The organism is Paenibacillus sp. sgz302191, assembly GCF_057749925.1.
Genome location: NZ_JBYLHY010000002.1, coordinates 458060 through 476702, shown reverse-complemented (window position 1 = coordinate 476702; position 18643 = coordinate 458060). Strand labels below are relative to the sequence as shown.

At 54.4% G+C, this 18643-nt stretch carries 13 protein-coding genes; 7 read left to right on the top strand and 6 right to left on the bottom strand.

All coding sequences use genetic code 11. The annotated features are described in order from the left end of the window. The first annotated feature begins 1 nt into the window (after position 1). Together AC3G2T_RS04585 and AC3G2T_RS04580 are read left to right on the top strand one after the other, a co-directional pair. Positions 2-1102 (top strand): GerAB/ArcD/ProY family transporter, encoded by a 1101-nt coding sequence (locus AC3G2T_RS04585; protein ID WP_474680601.1) that lies wholly within the window; start codon positions 2-4, stop codon positions 1100-1102. Continuing rightward, on the top strand, positions 1089-2267 hold the full coding sequence (locus AC3G2T_RS04580; protein ID WP_474680600.1) for a Ger(x)C family spore germination protein: 1179 nt from the start codon (positions 1089-1091) through the stop codon (positions 2265-2267). Before AC3G2T_RS04585 ends, AC3G2T_RS04580 begins: the two co-directional genes overlap by 14 nt. Before the next feature lie 679 nt (positions 2268-2946). On the opposite strand, the gene AC3G2T_RS04575 is transcribed toward AC3G2T_RS04580, so the two are convergent. Continuing rightward, positions 2947-7338, bottom strand: coding sequence for a DEAD/DEAH box helicase (locus tag AC3G2T_RS04575; RefSeq protein ID WP_488434684.1), 4392 nt, complete (start codon positions 7336-7338; stop codon positions 2947-2949). A 228-nt stretch (positions 7339-7566) separates the two neighbouring features. Here AC3G2T_RS04575 and AC3G2T_RS04570 point away from each other — a divergent pair, with 228 nt between their 5' ends. Further along, positions 7567-8601, top strand: a complete 1035-nt coding sequence (locus AC3G2T_RS04570; RefSeq protein WP_488434683.1) for an HD-GYP domain-containing protein — start codon at positions 7567-7569, stop codon at positions 8599-8601. Between the two features lie 204 nt (positions 8602-8805). Here AC3G2T_RS04570 and AC3G2T_RS04565 read toward each other — a convergent pair whose 3' ends face one another. Then, positions 8806-9237 (bottom strand): DUF6398 domain-containing protein, encoded by a 432-nt coding sequence (locus AC3G2T_RS04565; RefSeq protein ID WP_488434682.1) that lies wholly within the window; start codon positions 9235-9237, stop codon positions 8806-8808. A gap of 97 nt (positions 9238-9334) precedes the next feature. Here AC3G2T_RS04565 and AC3G2T_RS04560 point away from each other — a divergent pair, with 97 nt between their 5' ends. Continuing rightward, on the top strand, positions 9335-9943 hold the full coding sequence (locus tag AC3G2T_RS04560) for a hypothetical protein (RefSeq protein ID WP_488434681.1): 609 nt from the start codon (positions 9335-9337) through the stop codon (positions 9941-9943). A 491-nt stretch (positions 9944-10434) separates the two neighbouring features. Here AC3G2T_RS04560 and AC3G2T_RS04555 read toward each other — a convergent pair whose 3' ends face one another. The 4 genes from AC3G2T_RS04555 to AC3G2T_RS04540 form a co-directional block, all read right to left on the bottom strand. Further along, a complete protein-coding gene (locus AC3G2T_RS04555) occupies positions 10435-11397 on the bottom strand; it encodes a phosphatidylglycerophosphatase A family protein (protein ID WP_474680595.1) in 963 nt (320 codons plus the stop codon). A gap of 113 nt (positions 11398-11510) precedes the next feature. Next, a complete protein-coding gene (locus AC3G2T_RS04550) occupies positions 11511-12482 on the bottom strand; it encodes an MBL fold metallo-hydrolase (protein WP_488434680.1) in 972 nt (323 codons plus the stop codon). A 10-nt stretch (positions 12483-12492) separates the two neighbouring features. Continuing rightward, on the bottom strand, positions 12493-13224 hold the full coding sequence (locus AC3G2T_RS04545; protein WP_488434679.1) for a class I SAM-dependent methyltransferase: 732 nt from the start codon (positions 13222-13224) through the stop codon (positions 12493-12495). 72 nt (positions 13225-13296) lie between these two features. Then, on the bottom strand, positions 13297-14070 hold the full coding sequence (locus AC3G2T_RS04540; protein WP_488434678.1) for a DUF6483 family protein: 774 nt from the start codon (positions 14068-14070) through the stop codon (positions 13297-13299). 87 nt (positions 14071-14157) lie between these two features. On the opposite strand from AC3G2T_RS04540, the gene AC3G2T_RS04535 reads away from it, so the two are divergent. The 3 genes from AC3G2T_RS04535 to AC3G2T_RS04525 all read left to right on the top strand — a co-directional run bounded on the left by AC3G2T_RS04535 (position 14158) and on the right by AC3G2T_RS04525 (position 18111). After that, on the top strand, positions 14158-14379 hold the full coding sequence (locus AC3G2T_RS04535) for a helix-turn-helix domain-containing protein (RefSeq protein ID WP_488434677.1): 222 nt from the start codon (positions 14158-14160) through the stop codon (positions 14377-14379). Between the two features lie 213 nt (positions 14380-14592). Next, positions 14593-17148 carry a response regulator gene (locus AC3G2T_RS04530; RefSeq protein WP_488434676.1) on the top strand — a complete coding sequence of 852 codons (2556 nt, stop codon included), beginning with the start codon at positions 14593-14595 and terminating at the stop codon, positions 17146-17148. Positions 17149-17481: 333 nt separating this feature from the next. Beyond that, positions 17482-18111, top strand: coding sequence for a hypothetical protein (locus tag AC3G2T_RS04525; RefSeq protein WP_474680474.1), 630 nt, complete (start codon positions 17482-17484; stop codon positions 18109-18111). Positions 18112-18643: the final 532 nt, after the last annotated feature.

The following is an 18643-nucleotide window of genomic DNA, read 5'->3' as shown; positions in this document are numbered from 1 at the left end:
CATGACGATAAAAAGCGAAGAGGGGCTCACAGCTACACAGGCTTCCTTGCTTGTAGCGAAAAGCATGATCGGAACGGGAATTCTCATCCTCCCGTCGGGAGAAACGCGAGACGTCGGTACTTCTGACGGCTGGATTGCCGTCTTTCTGAGCGGAATCATCGTTTTGTTCCTGGGGTATGCAATTGCCAGGCTGAGCCAACATTTTCCCGGGCAAACGTTCTTTCAATACAGCCGGACGATAGCCGGGAAATGGCTGGGCATATGCCACGGCATCGTTTTCGTTCTGTATTTCACCTTTGCTTCCGCATACCTGGTGCGCTTGATGGGCGAAGTGATCCGCATGTACTTGCTGGATACAACCCCTATTGAAGTGATCATCATTACATTTATGAGTGTTGCGGCTTATGTTACGCTAGCTGGCATAAGCTGTATCGCGCGAGTGACCGAACTGTACTTTCCGGTCATTTTGATTATCCTGGTCGCGCTTATTCTGGCCAGCTTGGGCGATTTCAAGACGGACAATATCCGGCCGATTCTAGGCAGCGGATGGGCGCCGGTGTTGAAAGGAATCAAGACCTCCGCTCAAGCGTACAGCGGCTTTGAAGTGATGCTGCTATTTACGGCTTTCATGAAAGAACCGCAGAAAGCGGTGAAAGCTACGCTAAGCGGCATCGGGGTCGTCGTTGTTTTTTACACGCTGATTGTCCTGCTTTCGATCGGTACGCTGACGGCAGAAGAAGTGAAAACGACCACATGGCCGACCATGTCGGTAGCCAAAAACATTGAACTGCCGGGAGGCTTCTTCGAGCGGTTCGAATCGATGTTTTCCGTCCTGTGGGTGCTGTCGATGTATACGGCTTTCGTACCGTACCAATATGCGGCAAGCCTCGGAATAGGGCAATTGTTGAATAAGGATTACCGGATCTTTGTCTTTGCCATTCTGCCCGTGATTTATATGATCGCCATGTTTCCGCGTGATTTGAACGGCGTGTTCAAGTTCGGCAGCATGGTCGGAAACGTTGTTTTGTTTGTTTCGATGGCCATGCCTTTGTATTTTTTGCTTTTGTTAAAGCTGAGGGGGAACCGCCTTGTCAAAAGCTAGAAGAGTCCTCATGCTGTCCTCCCTTCTGCTGCTCGTTCCCGTCGCAGGGTGCTGGGACAGGGTTGAGATCGAGAACGTGGGCATAGTTCTGGGGATCGGATTTGATTTGCCCGCCAAGGAAAACAGCACAAAGACCATGCCTGACGAGCAGAGGCTGTCCATGATTCATCATATTGCCATACCCAAGAGGTTCGCAGCCAAGGAAGGCGGGCTCGCCGTCAAGAACTATGTCAACCTCGCCAGCGAAGGCAGCGTCGTTTTCGATAATATTAAAGAGGTATCAACGAGGATTTCCCGCATTCCCAGCTATGAGCATTTGGCCGTGATTGTAATTAGCGAGGAGGTAGCGCGGACTTTCGAACTGCAAAATATGATCAACTTCCTGCTTCGCAATACAGAGGCAAGAAGATCGATCCGAATCGTGATATCCGAAGGAAAAGTAAACAGCGTTTTTGAAAAGCAAGGAATCAATGACAATCCGGCCCTGAGATTAAGAGGGATGGTCGATGAATTCAATAAGACCCTGCTCATGACATCCGCGATGAAAGTAGGAGACATGTCGGCAAATTTGAGCGGGAAAAATAGCTTCGTCATTCAGCGGGTCGTAACTTTCGGCAAGGAATCGAAAATTTCCGGAGCGGCCGTCATCAGCGGAAAGAAGGCGAAAATGGTCGGTTTGCTGGATGAAAAGGAGGTCGTTGGGCTCAATTGGCTGAGAGGGGAGAGGAAGGAGGACGGGATCGTCAAAGGCATAGAACCCAAAAGCGGAGCGGCAGTCGTTTACGAGGTCCGAAAAATAAAAAGAACCGTCAAACCTAAAGTCGAGGGGGATAAAATTTCTTTTGACGTCATGATTCAATCGGAAGGCAGATTAAGGGAAGATTGGGCCATCCCCGGAAACGCTCTTGAAGAGGATTTTGTAAAAAGAGCGGAGCAGGCCGCGGAATTATCCGTCAAGGAATCTGTAGAAAAAACGCTCGCCAAAATTCAAAAGGACTTGAAAACAGATGTGGCCGGGTTTGGGAAAAAGCTGGAAATTAAATATCCGCAAGTTTGGAAACGGGTCAAGGACAATTGGGATACCGAGTTTGGTAAAGCGTCCGTAAATGTCCGTGTAAAGATGCAAATTAACGAGTATGGCACGAGAGGAACGAAGAAAGGCTGACCGCTCGGAGCAAACCGCAAGGCCGCGGGTGCAGCTTGGCAAACCCGAACAGGCCGGCAAAGCCGCGCCGCGGCCTTATGCGGACGCTTAAAAGCTGCACGGCGGGAGCATGAGGGGGCTTGCTTTGGACACGGCGCGGGCCTATCACGACCCGGGTTGTTGCGCGGCGAGGCGGGGGCGTGAGGTAGGCGAGAGGCTATGAGACGGCTCGGCCTGCCGAGCCGATGGGGAAACTTGCGAAAATGGCTCGTTAAGTCGAAAAGCCTGCAAACGTGCAGGCTGCCCAAAAACCCCCCACATTAGGGGAGGTAGCCATAATCTGCCTGGCTGCGCGAAGAAAACCTGCAAAAATACATGAATTTGCGTCCATGATAGCTAGCCACGAGCAATTCCTGCAAAAGTGCAGGCTTTTCAGCGGGGAGATGGGCTCAGGCTCACTTTCAGCGAAAATTCCTGCACTTTTGCAGGTTTTTTGCCAAAATGAGCTAATTTCAGAGGAAAAACCTGCACTTTTGCAGTTTTTTTCCACCTCGATGTCTCCCTACTCATTTTGTTCAGTTCCGCGACCTCACAAGGGGAGGTGTGCGCCCGGCAAAAGTGGTCGTCCTCCAAATTAGCCCCGCTGCTTCCCCTAACCCTCGCAGATTATCGCGACTTTCTCGGGCGGCAAAAATCTTGTTCAGCCGTTCAGCTGGCTGGGCCACAGCACATAGCTGGCGCGGTCCTTTTCGGCGCCCAGCAGCTGCAAGTACTGCCGCTCGGGAGCTTCGGCGATGCGGACGCCGTTCCAACTGTCGACGACGATTTTGCGGAGATGGTTTTGCTTCATGAACAAGCGGAAAACCGTCTTGAGCAGTTGGCCGACTTCCGCTTCGTCGACCGGTACGGCTTGCCCGGTCTGATAAATCCGCTTTCCGTTATTTTCGATCCAGTACAGCCATTGATCGCCCCGGAAGACGAGATAGTTGCCGTTTTTGCGGGCAAACGAGATGCCCGGATAGTCCGGCCACGGGAGCAGAAGACCGAACGGGTTAGCCGGATCAACGGAGCAGATTAGCGTAACGGGCTCCCCGGCCGGCACCTGCAGGGCCGGAGCCCGGCCCGCGTCCTGATGAAGAAGCGTAATAAAATCTTTGGACGCGAACTGCAAATACGGCAAATTTTGAATAAACAGGCCGCGCACGACGAGCCCCCATTCTTCCAGCTGCCTGAGCAGCGGCAGCAGCGTTTCCCAGGGGAACGGGCAGAGGGCGGCGGCCAAATCCCGGGTTATGATGCCGTAGCTGTCGAGCAAATGCCGGACCCAGGCCGCGGCCGAAGCTTCTTTGTCGTAGCCGGAGCCGCCAAAGATGTCAAGCGGGTACCAGCGGCCGAGCCCGGACTGAAACTTCCCGGGCTTTTTGCCGCCCGCTTGCGCATGCAGGCGCAGCGGGGCGAACTGGTCGCCGGCCGCCCGGCCGTCCCAGACGAGATCGAGCAGCTCGGCCAGCAGCGCCGAAGGCGGCCTTCCGGTTTCGATGCCGAGCTTGCTCAGAAAGCAGGCTCCTTTTTGTTCCAGAAGGCCAAGCAGCTCCGGATGAGAGGCCGGTCTTAGCTGCGCCGCCGACAGGCACGGCTGGAACAGCGAACCGCTTTCGGCCGCAAAGAAGGCGATTTTGCCTTCTTTTTCGTCAGGCTCCTTTTTGCCGATCCAAAAAATATCGCCGGACGAACAAAGCAAGTCCAGGTCCTGCTTCCGGTAGCCCGGCTGACGGGCGGGAAACAGCGCCGCTTCCCAGAGGGAAACCGGAAGGAAGAAGCCCTGCAGGTCGCCGATAATTTCGCGCAGCCGCTCTGCGCCGGTATGCTCCGAAGCTGCGGCCAGCTTGCGGCGCAGCGGCATGTGCCGCAAATACGTCTGCGGAGAGGTCGCCTCTCCGTTGCGGCGGAAAGCTTGCAGCGACATGCGGATGAGCCGCGATGCGACTTTGCTGCTCGTCCACAGCTCCTCGACGTCCGGGTCGGCAAAGGGAGCCGCTTCCAGCGTGCGCGCTTCCGCCGCCGCGCGGACCCAAGCAGCCGCGGCATCCGGCGGCAGCGCATAGCGGTCCGACAGTTCCTCGACCTTGAAGGACAGCCTGCCATCGGCATACCTTTGCAAAATAAACGTTTTCGCGCTGTCCGAATCGGCGAGGGACGCGTACAGCTCCTTCTCGTCGCTGCAAATGTAATACGCGGCGCTGCGCAGTTCCGTCGTCGCGACGACGCCGCGGTCCTGCAATTGCCGCAGCCATTCCGGCAGCAGCTCTCCGTCCAAAGCGTGCACTTGCAGCAGCTCGGCAAGCGTAGACTCTCCGCGCTCCTTCAAATAGCGGAGCACGTCGTCCGCTGCGCCGAGCGGCGCGTCGGCTTTGGCGAGCCGCCGCTCTTCCGCGGCGATGGCCTGCGGGCTGACCGCATTGCGGACGGCTTCGGCACCGAACACGTCGGCGGCCATCCGCCGGCTGAATCCGAGCAGCTCGATTTGCAAGTCCTGAGAGAGCGCATCCGACTCATACAGCCGGGTCTGCACGTAGTCGGCCTGGAACTGTCCGGCAAGCGGCGACGGAAAATGGCTGCGCTGCACGGCGAAGCGGATTTGCAGGCGGGACACGCCATCCAGCACCTGCTTGAGATGCCCGATATCGACATGTTCCTCCAGACATTCCCTCATCGCCTCCTGAAAAAGCGGGAACCGCTCCTTGAACGGCAGCGCCTCCTTCAGCAATTCCTGGCCGCGCAGCCGCTTCTTCCAGGCCGGCATCCGCGTGAAGCTGCGGGTCAGCAGCAGCGAGGTTTCGGCCAGGCGCTGGAACGCCCCGCCGAACATCGCGGATTGGGCGACTGCTTCGACGACCAGCGTCTCGGCTTGTTCGGATGCCAGCGACATGATGCTTTGCACAATAGCTTCGTCGTAGCCGTCAAAAATAAGCTCGATCCCGTTATCCCGCGCATTCGTATACAGTGCGGAATAGCCGGCTTGCGCCAGCTTCCGGCCGATGGCCATCAGCCAGGTCCGGTTGAGCTTCCGGCCCAGCAGGCTGTGTACAATGTAATGCGTATGATTTTGCTCGTCCAGGAACGTCTCGATGACGAAAGTGCGGTCGGTAGGCACCGGAGCGACGGCCATTTGATTGCGGACGAGCCCGATCAGGCTATCGGCGGCTTCCGTATCCATGCCATACTCGCGCATCAGCCATTCCTGGACGCCCACGTCGGCGGCTGTGCGGCTCGTGGCAGGCTCGGGGCCGGCGGCGCCATCCGGCTGCATGTGCAGGCGCGCCTGCAGCTCCCTCCACAGCGCGCCGGTCTGCATGCCGAGCTCGAACGATTTGCCGCCTGCCTCGCCGCGCCAGAACGGAATTTCGCTGTAGCGGTTCTCGGCTTCGCGGACGTAGATCCGCTCCGGCCGGATGCGGACGATGCGCCAGGAAGCCGTGCCCAGCTGAAAGACGTCGCCTACCGACGACTCCTGGATGAATTCTTCGTCGAGCTCGCCGAGATGAAGCCCGGTGTCGCTATGGTGCACGGGGTACGCCGTGCTCTGCGGGATCGTGCCCGCTCCGGTGAGCGCGGCCATCTGCGTCCCGGCCAGGGGGCGCAGCCGGCCGGTTGTGCGGTCCCATTCGATCAGCGGCCGCACGAACGGATAGAAGCCGGCGAGCACCTCGAGCATCGCCTCAAGCTTGCCGCGCGGCAGCCCGCGGAAGCTGTCGCTGCGCTCCAGCAGACCGGCGAGCGACGCCGCGTCCCAGTCGTCGCCGAGGCTGACGATGGCGACCGTCTGCTGCGCCAGCACATCGAGGCCGCCCTGCGGGATGCGGATCGCCTCGATGTCGCGCGCCGCGATGCGCCGGCCGAGCACGGCCAGCTCCGGCAGTACGCTGCGGCTGCGCGCGAGCAGCACGCCGCGGCTGACGTCGCCGACGGCGTGGCCGGCGCGGCCGATGCGCTGGATGCCGGCGGCCGCGCTGAACGGCGAGTCGATCTGGATGACCAGATCGACATGACCGACGTCGATGCCGAGCTCCAGCGACGAGGTGGCTACAAGGCAGCGCAGCTCGCCCGCTTTCAGCATGCGCTCGACTTCGAGCCGCTTCTCGCGGGCGACGCTGCCGTGATGGCTCTTTGCGTACTCATACCCGACGTGGTCGTTGAGCCGCAAAGTGAGCCGTTCGCAAAGCCTGCGGCTGTTCGCGAACACAAGCGCCGTGCTGCAGCCTTCCATCAGCTGCAGCAGCTTGACGACAAGAGGCGTCCATACGGCCTCCTTGTCGGCTCCGGCCCGGGCGGGTTCCGGCATCGTCACCCGCAGCTCGTACCGCTTGTCCGCTTTGCTTTCGACAATCGCCACATGCCGCGGCCCTTCGACTTCCCAGCCGCCGAGAAACTGCGCGACGCGCTCGATGGGCTTCTGCGTGGCCGACACGCCGATCCGCTGCACGCTCCGGCCGCACCACGCATCCAGCCGCTCCAGCGAGAGCGACAAATGCATGCCGCGCCTGTCGGCGGCCAAATCGTGGATCTCATCCACGATGATGCGCTCCACGCGCCGCAAAATCTCTCTTGCCCGCGGGGAAGTGAGCAGCAAATACAGCGACTCCGGCGTTGTGACCAGCACATCCGGCGGCGTCCGCAGCATGGAAGCGCGCGTGCTCTGCTTCGTATCCCCCGTGCGCACGCCGGCTGTGAGCGGCTTCCAATCCGGCTGCTGCAGCGACTCGGCGGTATGCTGGATCTCCTCCATAAACTGCAGCAGGTGATGATGGATATCGTTGTTCAGCGCTTTCAGCGGCGTAACGACGAGCGTGCGGACACCGGCGGCATAGCCGTCCTTGTCCTGCATTTTCCGCCTGGCGGTTTGATCCAGGCACGGCAGTAGAGCGGCCAACGTTTTGCCCGATCCGGTCGGGGAGGAAATGAGCGTATGATGTCCGGACGAAATTTGCCGCCAGGCTTGCCTCTGAACGTCGGTCGGTTCTCCGAACCGGGAGGCGAACCACTCCGCTAAAACCGGATGGAAGCCGTATTCATCCTGCAAAAATCGTGTCATTACCGACATCTCCTCGCTCACATTTTCTTCCAAGATAGCATATCTCATCTTCCCGTTCCAGACAGACAGGCATTTTGCTTAAGTCACGGCTCTTATTCCCGCTCAAGTTCGGCAAGGCCGAATAGTTAGGTTTTCTTAATTTTTTTTCGGGCAAGAAGGGGATGCGTAAGTATATGGATAATTATACTATAGTAAATAAAAGTTAACTGGGCGAGAAGGTAGGGTCCGATGGATAATTTGCACTTTTTTAAAAGTGTCGTGCGTTCCGATTCAATCACTGAGTCTCTGGAGCATTTGCAGAGATTTTCCAAGTACTTGCTGGGCAGCGAGCAAATATGCATTTTTCTTTTTGACAAGAGACGCGGGGTCGAGCATATGGATTCTTATACCAGAAATATTCCCGCAAACAAACTGTCCGGATTGATCAAAGCTTCGAGAAAGACGAATTTGTTCTACGCCGTTCCAGAGGGCAGCGATGTCATTACGGCAATCCCCGCCCAGACGGCCGGAATCGAGTATGGCGCGCTGTTCGCGTTCAGGCTCCAATGCGACGGTTACGTCGGAACGTTGGCTTTTTGCTTCGACGAAAGAACGCAGCCTTCGGAAGACGCCCTCGGCGTATGCAACCTGATCCGTCTGCACATGGAACATTTGATCGATAAAATTCATTTCCGCAAGCAGCTGCATCATTACACCAAATACGAAGGCCTGTTCAACATGCTCAAGATCAAAGACGAGTTCACTTTCGACCATTCTTATAATGTAGCGTTTTATGCCTCGCTGCTGGCTTCGAGGATCGGGCTGCCCGCACCCGCCATCGAACAGATCAAAATCGCCTCGCTGCTTCACGATATCGGGAAAATTATGATCCCGGACAATATTTTGCTGAAGCCTTCGCCATTGAGCGAGGACGAAAAGCAATTCGTCAAGCGGCATCCCTTGCTCGGCTGCAAGCTGCTGAAAGCTTTTCCGGACTCTGACGCCGCCATGCCTGTAGTCAGATGGCATCATGAACGGATGGACGGAAGGGGCTACCCGGACGGGCTGCAAGCGGACGAAATTCCTCTGCAGGTGCGCATCGTCACAATCGCCGACGCTTTCGACGCGATGACCTCCAACCGCGTATACCGGCCTTCCTTGCGCATCGATGAAGTCAAGGAACAAATGCGGCAAAATGCGGGCACGCAGTTCGATCCTGTATTAGTCGACGAATTCCTGAAAGCATTGTCCGATCAAAGCAAGCTGAGGCTGCTCCAGCAGTGAGAGTAAGCGGGAGCGCCGTCCGCAGCAAAGGGCCGAGCGGACTGTTGAAGCAGCCGCAAGGCCCTTTTTTCGGCTTATCCAGGCAGGCATTCCATGAAAATACTGAAAATAGCGGAATCGAAGGAACGCAGTACCGTGGAAGCCGGGCCGAATCATGAGAAGCGTCGAATGCTTGCATGGATCCGTTCGCTTCCCCGCTTCCCGTTATTTAAAAAAGCTTTTTGGAATAATAAACCCATCGAGGGATACCAACTGGTTTAATGGATTGCTATGTAGTGACCTTTCCGTGCCAAACTCATTATCCAAATAGCTCATCTTGAACATATCCCGAATCAATTTGGATTTTTGCGAAGAGGTACTTTGAGCTACACCGAAATATTGACAGATATCCTGGGCAGTCACATAAGGGAGAAAGCTTTTGTCGAACAAGAAATTGACAGTTCCTATTGCATGAATAATTCCCGCCGCCCAGACTTCCAGCTTGCCCGACATAAAGGGAACAGTGCGCTTGCGCCCAAGCTTTTCCACCATTTTAGTAGACAATTGCTCGTACTCTTCATCCAAATATTCTTGACAAAAGCTCTTCACCAATTGGAGCAATCGCTCCTTCTTCTCGAGTATCTTCGGGTATTTCATTAAAATACTCCCTCCTTTTTACTAGAGTTTATCATAGTTCACTAGCCGCTTCCTAGCATGTTGGAATAGTACAGGTTTATACCCTGGATTAGGGGGAGTGATTGCATCCCCACATGCCAGAGTCGATGGCTATAATCTACCTGACGGGTACGAAAAAAGCCTGCAAAAATACATGAATTCGCGCCCTCGATGCGCTGGCCTCGCGCAATTCCTGCAATTGTGCAGGCTTTTCGCCGGCGCCTGGGCTCAACATGCATGTTTGTCAAAAATTCCTGCACATTTGCAGGCTTTTCACCAAAATGAGCCGTTTTCGCAGAAAATTCCTGCATTTTTGCAGGTTTTTCCATTTATTCAGTATATTTATTTTGGAAGGGCTCTATATACTATTCATTGCTCTTTTAACGTGTATGCTATAATAAAACAAAGACAACCAAGCGAGGTGAAGCTGATGAAATGGGGAGAAATTACTGGGTTGCACCCAGGTCGTTTTGTATTAGTGGAAGCGATCAAAGCAAGCACCAATAACCGAATGCGTCAGTTGGAGGATATGGCGGTTATTCAGGATTACGACAATCCGCAAGAAGCGTGGAGCGGGTACAAGCATTTTCACAAGCTGTATCCGACACGCGAACTGTACGTATTCCACACCAGCCGAAGTGATGTAGAGGTTGTTGAAGAGTTTTTCTCAGGTGTACGGCAACGGTAATGAAGATACAACTCCAGTATGGCTTGCCTATTGTCTCCTTGACCTTAACTCACAACAATCAATCGATTATTTTACCAAACGTCTTATTCGATACCGGATGTGCCGCAACGGTGTTTGATACCGATGTACTTACTCGGATTGGCATTTACATTGACTTTATAAACGGAAGAGCAAAGCGAATGTATGGAGTAGGGGGACTAGCGAAATTTGCTATGAACAGATCATCCCTGACCTTCAAATTGAACATTTTGCTTTAAACGATTTTCCTGTCCAACTGGGATCCATACAAGAGTCTTACGGCTTTGACGGCATACTGGGCATTGATTTTATGAAAAAAGCCATATGTAAAGCCGACTTTGAAACAATGGAAATTACGTTTGCAGATTAAAACAAGCAATGTCCTATATGTTGGGATAGGTATTTTTAACTAAATGAATTTAACAAAAATAGCCCCTTCTCCGTTTGTGGAAAAGGGGCTCACCGTATTGCAATCAATCCTGGGGTTTGTTGAACGTTGAAATATTGTTATGCGCCAGCCGGCCGCAGGCCGCCGCTACGAGCCCGCATACGAGATCGTCCACGAACGTATTGCACTTGCCGCCTGTATGGTCGCTGTCGAGTTCTTTAATGATGCCGATTTTGGCTTTATCCAAATAGCCGAAGTTCGTAAGCGCGATCGTGCCGTACATGAGCGGGATCGCTGTCGCGATCGATTCATCCACGCCAAACAGCCCTTCATCGGTGCCGACGATATGGTTGTACTGCTTGTTGAATTCGCCCTGCTCCACGGCCGTGTCGATTTTGATGGCCAACTGCACCGTATGGAACGTCTGCTGCTTGCGCAAAACGGCCAGCACATGATGCTCGCAAATTTTGCGGTCCAAGTCGGGGGTGTACGGCCGCTGCAGCATATCGACGATATCCACGAGATCGTCAAGCTTCACTCCGCGCGATGCCAGCAGCGCCAGGTTGCGCTGAGTGTAGTCCTCTTTTACATTCTCGGAAATGACTACGCTGGCCGTAGAGGCGACGAGGGCGCAAATCCCTTTGGACAAAAACGATTTCGGCCTTTTATTCGGAAAAAAGAACCGGAATTTGCAATCCACGAAACCGAACAACGAACTCGCCCCGCTGCCGTACATGCCGCAGATGGACATCGCAATCGTCCGGTGAAGGTTATAGGCAGGGTCTTTCATGCTGGCGAGCAGCTCGGGATCATGCTTCACTTTCTTGTCCAGCTCCAGCAGCGTCGTCATAACATTGTACGTTTCCGTCTTGCCGAGCACACCCAGCAAAGTTTCGGCGATCAGCTCGTAAGGAATTTTTTTGATGCCTTTCACTTCAACCAATAAACGGGCTACCGCCGTTTCAATATCCGCCTGCGGGAAATGGTGGAAAACTTCTTCCCTCATTTCTTTCAAGACGAGCGATTTTTCTTTCAGAAAAGATCTCATGACTGAATGCCTCCGTTTCTACGCCGTTTCTGGTTGAATGCGGCGCCCGCTCCCGCGAGCAAAGCCGCCGACTACCATCGTATACCCATTCGCTTCCGAAAACTCGCATTCCTCTAATTCGCTATATATAGGATACGGTCCGCACCCGGCTCCAGCTGCCTGATCCGGCCCTCCGCTTCCAGCAGCACAAGATGCGCGATCGTCTCCGACAGCGCGAAGCGCAGCTGGTGCACGGTCAGCCGGTCGCCGAAGGCGGCGCGGCAGACGTCATATGCGCTGAGCGCCTCGCGCAAGTACCCTTCCATGAGCGCAAGCCGCTCATGATGATGGCGCACGAGCTCCGCTGCGCGGGCGCCAAAATCGGACCAAGGCTCCCGGTGCCCCGGGTAAGCCGTTGTCACCCGCAGCCTGCCGATTTCCTGCAGGCTGGAGAGGTACGCGCCGAGCGGATTGTCTTCCACCTCCGGGAGGAAGCTGACGTTCGGCGATATTTGCGGCAGGACGTGGTCGCCGCAAAAGATCGCCTCCGCCTCGGCGTCGTAGAAGCACAGATGACCCGCGGCATGGCCGGGGGTCTCGATCGCTTCATACGCCCGGTCCCCGAGGCGCACGGGTCCTTCCCGCAGCAGCGTCACCTGCGGCTGCGGCGACACCATCGGGACGAAGCTGGCCATGTGCTTCGTCATCTCTTCCAGCCCGGCGGCGGGCAAACCGTGCCGGGCGAACAAATCGAGCAGCAGCGCCGACATCGGCTGCTCGCCCTGCCACAGGAGCTGCACCTGCCGCCAGCCGGCCTCCGAGAGGAGGACCGGCGCGCCCGTGCGCTCCTGGAACCAGCCGGCCATCCCGTAATGGTCGGGATGGTGATGGGTGAGCACGATCTGCTCGACGTGCTCGAACGCGATCCCGCGCTCCTGCAGCACCGCGTGCCAGAGCGCCTCCGCATCCGGAGTGCGCAGCCCCGGATCGATGAGCGTCCAGCTGGCTTCGCCGCGGACGAGGTAGCTGTTCACCCAGCGCAGCGGGAAAGGCAGCGGAACTTTGACTTGAACGATGTAGTCGTTGCAATCGATAGCTGTTTTCATTCTTGACTCCTTATCCTTCCCGATGTCCGACAAAAATCATGCGGCTGGATTGCTCCGTACTGTAAGGCTGGCCGTCGTAACCGCCGTAGACATGATCGATATGCAGCCCCGCCCGGCCCAGCATTGCTTCAAACTCGCTGCGGCCGTACAGCTTCACCTGTTCCAAATAGCGGCGATCCGGCTTGCCTTCCTCGGAAATGACGATCCGCTTGCGGACGTATCCGTCTTCAATGGCCCGGGTTTCTCGAATCGTAAGCCCCTCTTCCGTCCGTTCCGACAGGGGAACGAGATTGGCCTGCACATGCTCAGGATTGAGGTAATCGACGATGAACTTGCCGTCCGGCCGCAGCAGGCGGCGCATTTCGTGAAAAACCCGCTCGTTTTGCTCCATTTCTTCAAAATATCCGAAAGAAGTAAACAAATTCACAACCGCATCAAAGCTGCGGTCCAGCGGCACCTCCCGCATATCGCCGCGCAGCCATTCCACCTGCTTGCCGCTGTCCTGCTTCACGGCTTCGGCCAGCAGCACTTCCGACAAATCGACGCCCGTCACCTGATAACCGAATTCGGCCAAAGCCATCGAATGGCGCCCCATGCCGCAGCACAAATCCAGCACCTGAGCCCCCCGGCCCAAATGGAGCCAGTCCATCATTTTCTTCACTTCATGGTATGCACCTTGCAAATCTCTGTGCTTATAAACGACTAAATAATCATTCCCAAAACTTTCCTGATACCAAACCATTGCCCCTCACACCTCTGTCTGCAAAAAAATAAAATTTTCCGGGCCGCATGCCATGCCGCCAACGATCAGCAATCAGCCGAATTTTTCATTCAATTGGCTTAAGCCTTCCAGCACTTCTTCCTTGCTCAAATTGCCCGCAAGCAAAACGTCTTCCTCCGCAAGCAGCAGACGCTCATAAAACAACCGGGCCCGCTCCATAAAGAGCTCATCCCCGGGGTGATCCTCCATATAATGAAACAGCACATCTTCCGCCTTGGAAAATCGCCCGTTCTCATCATAATATTCAAACAGCAGCAGCTTCACCTCCGCCGGCAGGTGCAAGCGTGTCAACCGTTCGAGCGCCTGCTCAATGCGGGGAGCGGCCTCTTTGCGAATATCGGCCTGATCCTCCTCGTCCAATCGGTCCAGCATCAGCAGCAGCTCCAGCGATTTCAGATGATACCTGTACGCTTCTTCAGGCTGCTTGTCCGCTTGATGGAGGTCGCCCTGCTCCCTGAACAAATCCGCGACGATCAGCGCTTTGCCCGAATCTAGATTGCCCTGATACGTCAAAAAATCCAAAATGTCCTTGCAGGACAAAGACTGCAGGGAATGGACATTCAACCCCAGCAAATGCCTGCTGGCTTCTTCCAGCAGCCGCTGCGCCTCGCCAAACTGATGCTGCTCCTTATGAAACAAAATGCGGTTCAGCGTAACGGTCAACTGCTCAATTTGCCGCATAAAATAGTCGCGCCTGAACATCGAAGCCGTCTCCTTTCCGGCAAAAATACCTCTTTTCAGCTTACCACGGCTCAGGATGAAACTCAAAAGCGGAGAACGCCCATTTTTGCCGATTGACAGCACCATTGATTGCGGCTCTTCATAAACTATTTTGACTGTATCCCTATACCTTGTATTTCCCAATACCCGAGCAAGGAGGGGTGACACACATCCATGAGCAGCGACCACAAAAACAAGTTTCTACTCACCAACCGCGAACGCGAAGTCTTTGAACTCTTAGTGCAGGACAAAACTACGAAAGATATTGCGCAGCAGCTCTTCATCAGCGAAAAGACCGTGCGTAATCATATTTCCAACGTCATGCAGAAGTTGAACGTAAAGGGTCGTTCACAAGCGGTTGTAGAACTGATCAAGCTTGGGGAATTAAAGATCTGATCCCGGTCAGCGAACGGATCCATGTAAGCCTTCGATGCTTCTTACCCAGGAGCGATTCGAGGGCTTTTTATGTGGAGAAAAAAGCAATCGTGCAAAGGATCCTTTCTCCACAAACGGAGAAGGGACTATTTTTGTTCTTGACCTATACCTTGGGCGTGGGATAATAAAAATAGGAATTTTACCCAAAAATTTTACAGCATAGAGGGGTGGATTATGAGGAAATTTATCGTAATCGTAATCTTGGGCATGATTTTGGTCTATTTGTTGTCGTATGGGAAATCTCTGTTGGACAAGAAGGCGCATGACGCTAATGGCATGCTGAAGCTGTCGTATTGGCAATACAGGGAAGGCGATTCGCCTGCGGGCGAATACGGTAAACCGCTCTGGTCCGATCCGTCCGGGTATGATGGAGATGGATGGAGCCCGGTAAAGCGGGTGCAGCGGTTTGAAAAGAGCGCCGATCCCGGGATGTATTGGATAAAAACGAAGCTGCCCGAACAAACTTGGCGGGACGCCGGGCTTTATTTGATCATTTACGGAAATTATGAGGTTTTTTTGGACAAGTCCTTGATATACAGCTTCGGAACGATCCGTCCTTCAGGGAAAGTAGCTTACGCGGGAACTCCGAACCGCCTGATCCCCCTTCCGCCAGACAGCGCGGGCAAAACGCTGCTAATCCGCGTCCAGGCTACGAGGGATCGCATCGGAGTGGCCGGAGAAGCGACAATCAGCGAACGGAGCGAACAGATTTTGCTGCTTGTCAAAAAAGAAGCGTTAGCGGCGCTGCTTTCCTTCTTATACGGAACAGCGGGTATCGTCGCCTTGATGATGTACAAAAAATCCCGAGGAGAGCCGGCTATGTTTGCCTTCGGATGGTTCGCCCTCTGCCTGAGCATCTACTTGTTTGCCCGGCTAGATATTAAAGATTTTTTTGTTGACGCCCCTCTATTGTGGAGCTGGGTTGAAATGACTTCTCTTTATGCGGGTACCGGGGGTTTTATTTGCTTAGTCAGCCATACGGCGGGGGCGGGCCATTATTTCGTTCTGCGGCGCTTATGGCAGGCAAGTCTGCTGTATGCTTTCGGCGCGGCGGTTTTATCCGGAATCGGAGTCATTCCTGTCCAATCGACGCTGGCCCCGTTTCAACTATTCATGATCGCCTCCGCGCTCATTACTTTCGGGGTTGTTTTCTTGCAGGCAATGAAAAACCGCGCGCAAGCCCAGCTTGTTCTAGCCGCGATTGCCATCGTAACCGCATGCGCGCTTCATGACGTCGCGTCGTTTTTATTTGTGCTGCACAGTCCGTTTACTTTGCTGCATGCGGGTATGCTTGCTATGCTTATTATTTTGTTTGTCGTTTTGCGGTTCCGGTTGACCGACACGTTTCGGGCGTACAAGCGGCAGATTGAGCGCAGCAACGAAGCGCGTTCCCGGTACGATAAGTTAAAGGACAGCTTTTTGACGGTTGCATCCCGTGATTTGCAGACGCCTCTAAGCGGCATTGTCGGGATCGCCCAGTCTTTGCTGGATGATGCAAGCGGAAATGCCCGCAGAAGCTTGGAGCTGATCGTATCCAACGGCAAAAAGCTGAACAGGCTGGTGGACGATATTCTCGATTGGAACAGCTTGAAAAATGAGCGGATTGTTTTGCAGGATCGGGTTTTCCCGCTCAGATCCGCCGTGGACAACGCCGTGCTGCTGCTCCGCCCGCTGCAAAAGCCTTCGGTCTCTTTGATCCGGGAAATTCCGGATATGCTGATTTGTGCGGACGAGGGTAAAATGCAGCAAATTATTATTCATTTGCTCGGCATTGCGCTCAAACTTACGGAACAGGGCTGCGTCAAAATTTCCGCCGTTCAGAAACCGGATGTTTTGCAAATCAGCATCGAAGATACGAGCGATGGGATTCCGGAAGAACAGCTTGACATGATTTTTGAAGAGTTTTATCAAATCCCGTCTCTTGATACTGCGGGGCACCCAGGCCAAGGCTTCGGCCTCCCGATTGCCAAAAAATGGATTGAATTCATGGGCGGGACGATAACCATCCGCTCTGTTCCCGACGCAGGCTCCCAACTTATTTGCGAGCTGCCCGTTCCGGTTTTGGATGGCGGTTTGCAGCATGAAGTAGCGGCAGCGGCCGAAGAGGAAGAAGCGGCGTTCTATCCCGAGATTCACCCGGAAACAGCGACGATCCTCGTTGTGGAGGATGAGGAAGCGGACCGGCATGTCATCCGGAATTATTTAAACAAGCTGCCCCAGTGGAGGCTGGTTTTTGCCGCAAATGCCGAAGAAGCGCTGGAAATGGCGCATAAGGTTTACCCGGATCTAATTTTGCTTGATGTGCTGCTGTCGGACAAGGACGGCTACGAGCTGTGCAAAATGCTGCGCCAGTCGCCGCCGGTAGACGATTTGAAAATCATCCTGTTGACGGCAAAGGGGGCCGATGACGAACAAAAAGGGTATGATGCGGGAGCGGACGAATATCTTGCCAAGCCGATTGACCGCTTCGAATTAATCAACCGGATCAATGCTCATATCCAGTCCAGATGGTTTTTGCGCAAAGAAAGACAGCAGTTTTTTACAGACAGGCAGCTCGAGTTTTTGCGGCTGGCTTTCGAATTCAAGGAGGAGAACAAGGAAAAGCTTGCCGATAAGCTGTATGTAAAGTACGAAACGATTAAAAAAGATGTCAGGAAGATCAATCAATATTTCGCTTCCCGTTCTTTTTCGGAAGCGGCCGTACAAGCCAAGCGCAGAAACATCATTTGACCGCGCCCTGAACAAGAAGAGCCCGCGCTCGAACCGGAAGGTTCCGAGGCGGGCTTTTGTTCGCTCAAGCGGCGCCATCCCCCCGAAGCAGCCTTCTCCCTGTTCTTCCCGGAGCGCGCCTCTCCAGGCGAGCATCGCGCCGCTGCTTTGCCGCTCCTTTCGGCCGGTGATGGGCCAGGCCCGCTTGATATCACTGCTTTTGTTGTGGGGGGATCGAAATTCCCCCCTGCAAAAAGTGCGGGGGAACACACGTGTACTGTCCGGTCTTGGGCATTTCCGGTATAAAGGTGCTAGGTTCATCGAACCCAAACCATACCAACGGAGGAATGCTTCATGAAATTATGGAAAATTGTTTTAACTTTGGTTTTAGCGGTAACAGTCATCTTACCTTCCCAAGCGTTCGGCGCCTCCTCGACTTACAGCGGAGTTAGCGGGAAAAGATGGGTGCAGGAATTCCCCGGGTCCAGCAGTGTCAACGATTTGAGCAGCGGCTTCAAACCGAAGGCCGAAAAGTTCATTAAAGCAATGAAAGACGCAGGCATCACAGTTACGGTGAACGCTACTTTAAGGCCTAAAGAGCGCGCCTATTTGATGCACTATTCGTACAAAATCAGCAAAGGGCTGATCAGTCCGAAAGATGTCCCTGCCATGACCGGAGTCAACATCAAGTGGGTACACCCCGACGATGACAAAAGCTACACAAAATCGAAAAAAGGCGCAACGGAAATGGTCAACGCTTACGGCATTGTAGCAGCCCCTGCGCTTGACTCCGATCATATTCGCGGCAATGCGATCGATATGAACTCCCCGGTTACGAAATCGACTTCGATCAAAAAAGCGGACGGCACTTCCGTTACGATCAAAACGTATGCGGATCTCGTTGCAGTCGGCAAAACGTACGGCGTCTATCATCTGATGCCGATCGATAAAGACCCGGTCCATTGGTCCAGCGAAGCAAACTGAATAAGCGTCAAGCTTTTAAAACCGCCGGTACATCCGGCGGTTTTGTCATGCCCGGAGGGCGTTTGCGGCGCTGCATGGCGGGCAGGCATGAGACTTGAATGGCAGGCCGAGCCGATGGAGAAACCTGCGAAAACCCTATGACGCCGTGGACGTCTACTACGTTCTATTTGCGTATAAAGTGCAGACTGCCCGGGAACCCACACGCCAGAGCTGACCGAACCATTTGCCTAGTTGCGCGAAGAAAAACCTGCAAAAGTACAGTTTTTGCACGATGGATGCGCTGGCCACGACAATTTCCTGCAATTGTGCAGGCTTTTCGCTTTGAACAGGGGCTCAGGTTCATTTTCATCGAAAATTCCTGCACAATCGCAGGCTTTTCGCCAAAATGAGCCATTCGCATGAAAAAAACCTGCACTTTTGCAGGTTTTCCCTCTGCCAGACCGCCTTCCTTGCTCCACAACCCGTGCAGGAGAGGCCCGGGATGGAGAGAGCGCCTGTCCCCCCGCTGGTTCCTCTACCCCCCGTCACTTTT

Bases quoted from the DNA above. Each gene is read 5' to 3' on its own strand.
- AC3G2T_RS04585 (WP_474680601.1), top strand. From the start codon at position 2: ATGACGATAAAAAGCGAAGAGGGGCTCACAGCTACACAGGCTTCCTTG.
- AC3G2T_RS04575 (WP_488434684.1), bottom strand. From the start codon at position 7,338: ATGACACGATTTTTGCAGGATGAATACGGCTTCCATCCGGTTTTAGCG.
- AC3G2T_RS04570 (WP_488434683.1), top strand. From the start codon at position 7,567: ATGGATAATTTGCACTTTTTTAAAAGTGTCGTGCGTTCCGATTCAATC.
- AC3G2T_RS04565 (WP_488434682.1), bottom strand. From the start codon at position 9,237: ATGAAATACCCGAAGATACTCGAGAAGAAGGAGCGATTGCTCCAATTG.
- AC3G2T_RS04555 (WP_474680595.1), bottom strand. From the start codon at position 11,397: ATGAGATCTTTTCTGAAAGAAAAATCGCTCGTCTTGAAAGAAATGAGG.
- AC3G2T_RS04550 (WP_488434680.1), bottom strand. From the start codon at position 12,482: ATGAAAACAGCTATCGATTGCAACGACTACATCGTTCAAGTCAAAGTT.
- AC3G2T_RS04545 (WP_488434679.1), bottom strand. From the start codon at position 13,224: ATGGTTTGGTATCAGGAAAGTTTTGGGAATGATTATTTAGTCGTTTAT.
- AC3G2T_RS04540 (WP_488434678.1), bottom strand. From the start codon at position 14,070: ATGGTGCTGTCAATCGGCAAAAATGGGCGTTCTCCGCTTTTGAGTTTC.
- AC3G2T_RS04535 (WP_488434677.1), top strand. From the start codon at position 14,158: ATGAGCAGCGACCACAAAAACAAGTTTCTACTCACCAACCGCGAACGC.
- AC3G2T_RS04530 (WP_488434676.1), top strand. From the start codon at position 14,593: ATGAGGAAATTTATCGTAATCGTAATCTTGGGCATGATTTTGGTCTAT.
- AC3G2T_RS04525 (WP_474680474.1), top strand. From the start codon at position 17,482: ATGAAATTATGGAAAATTGTTTTAACTTTGGTTTTAGCGGTAACAGTC.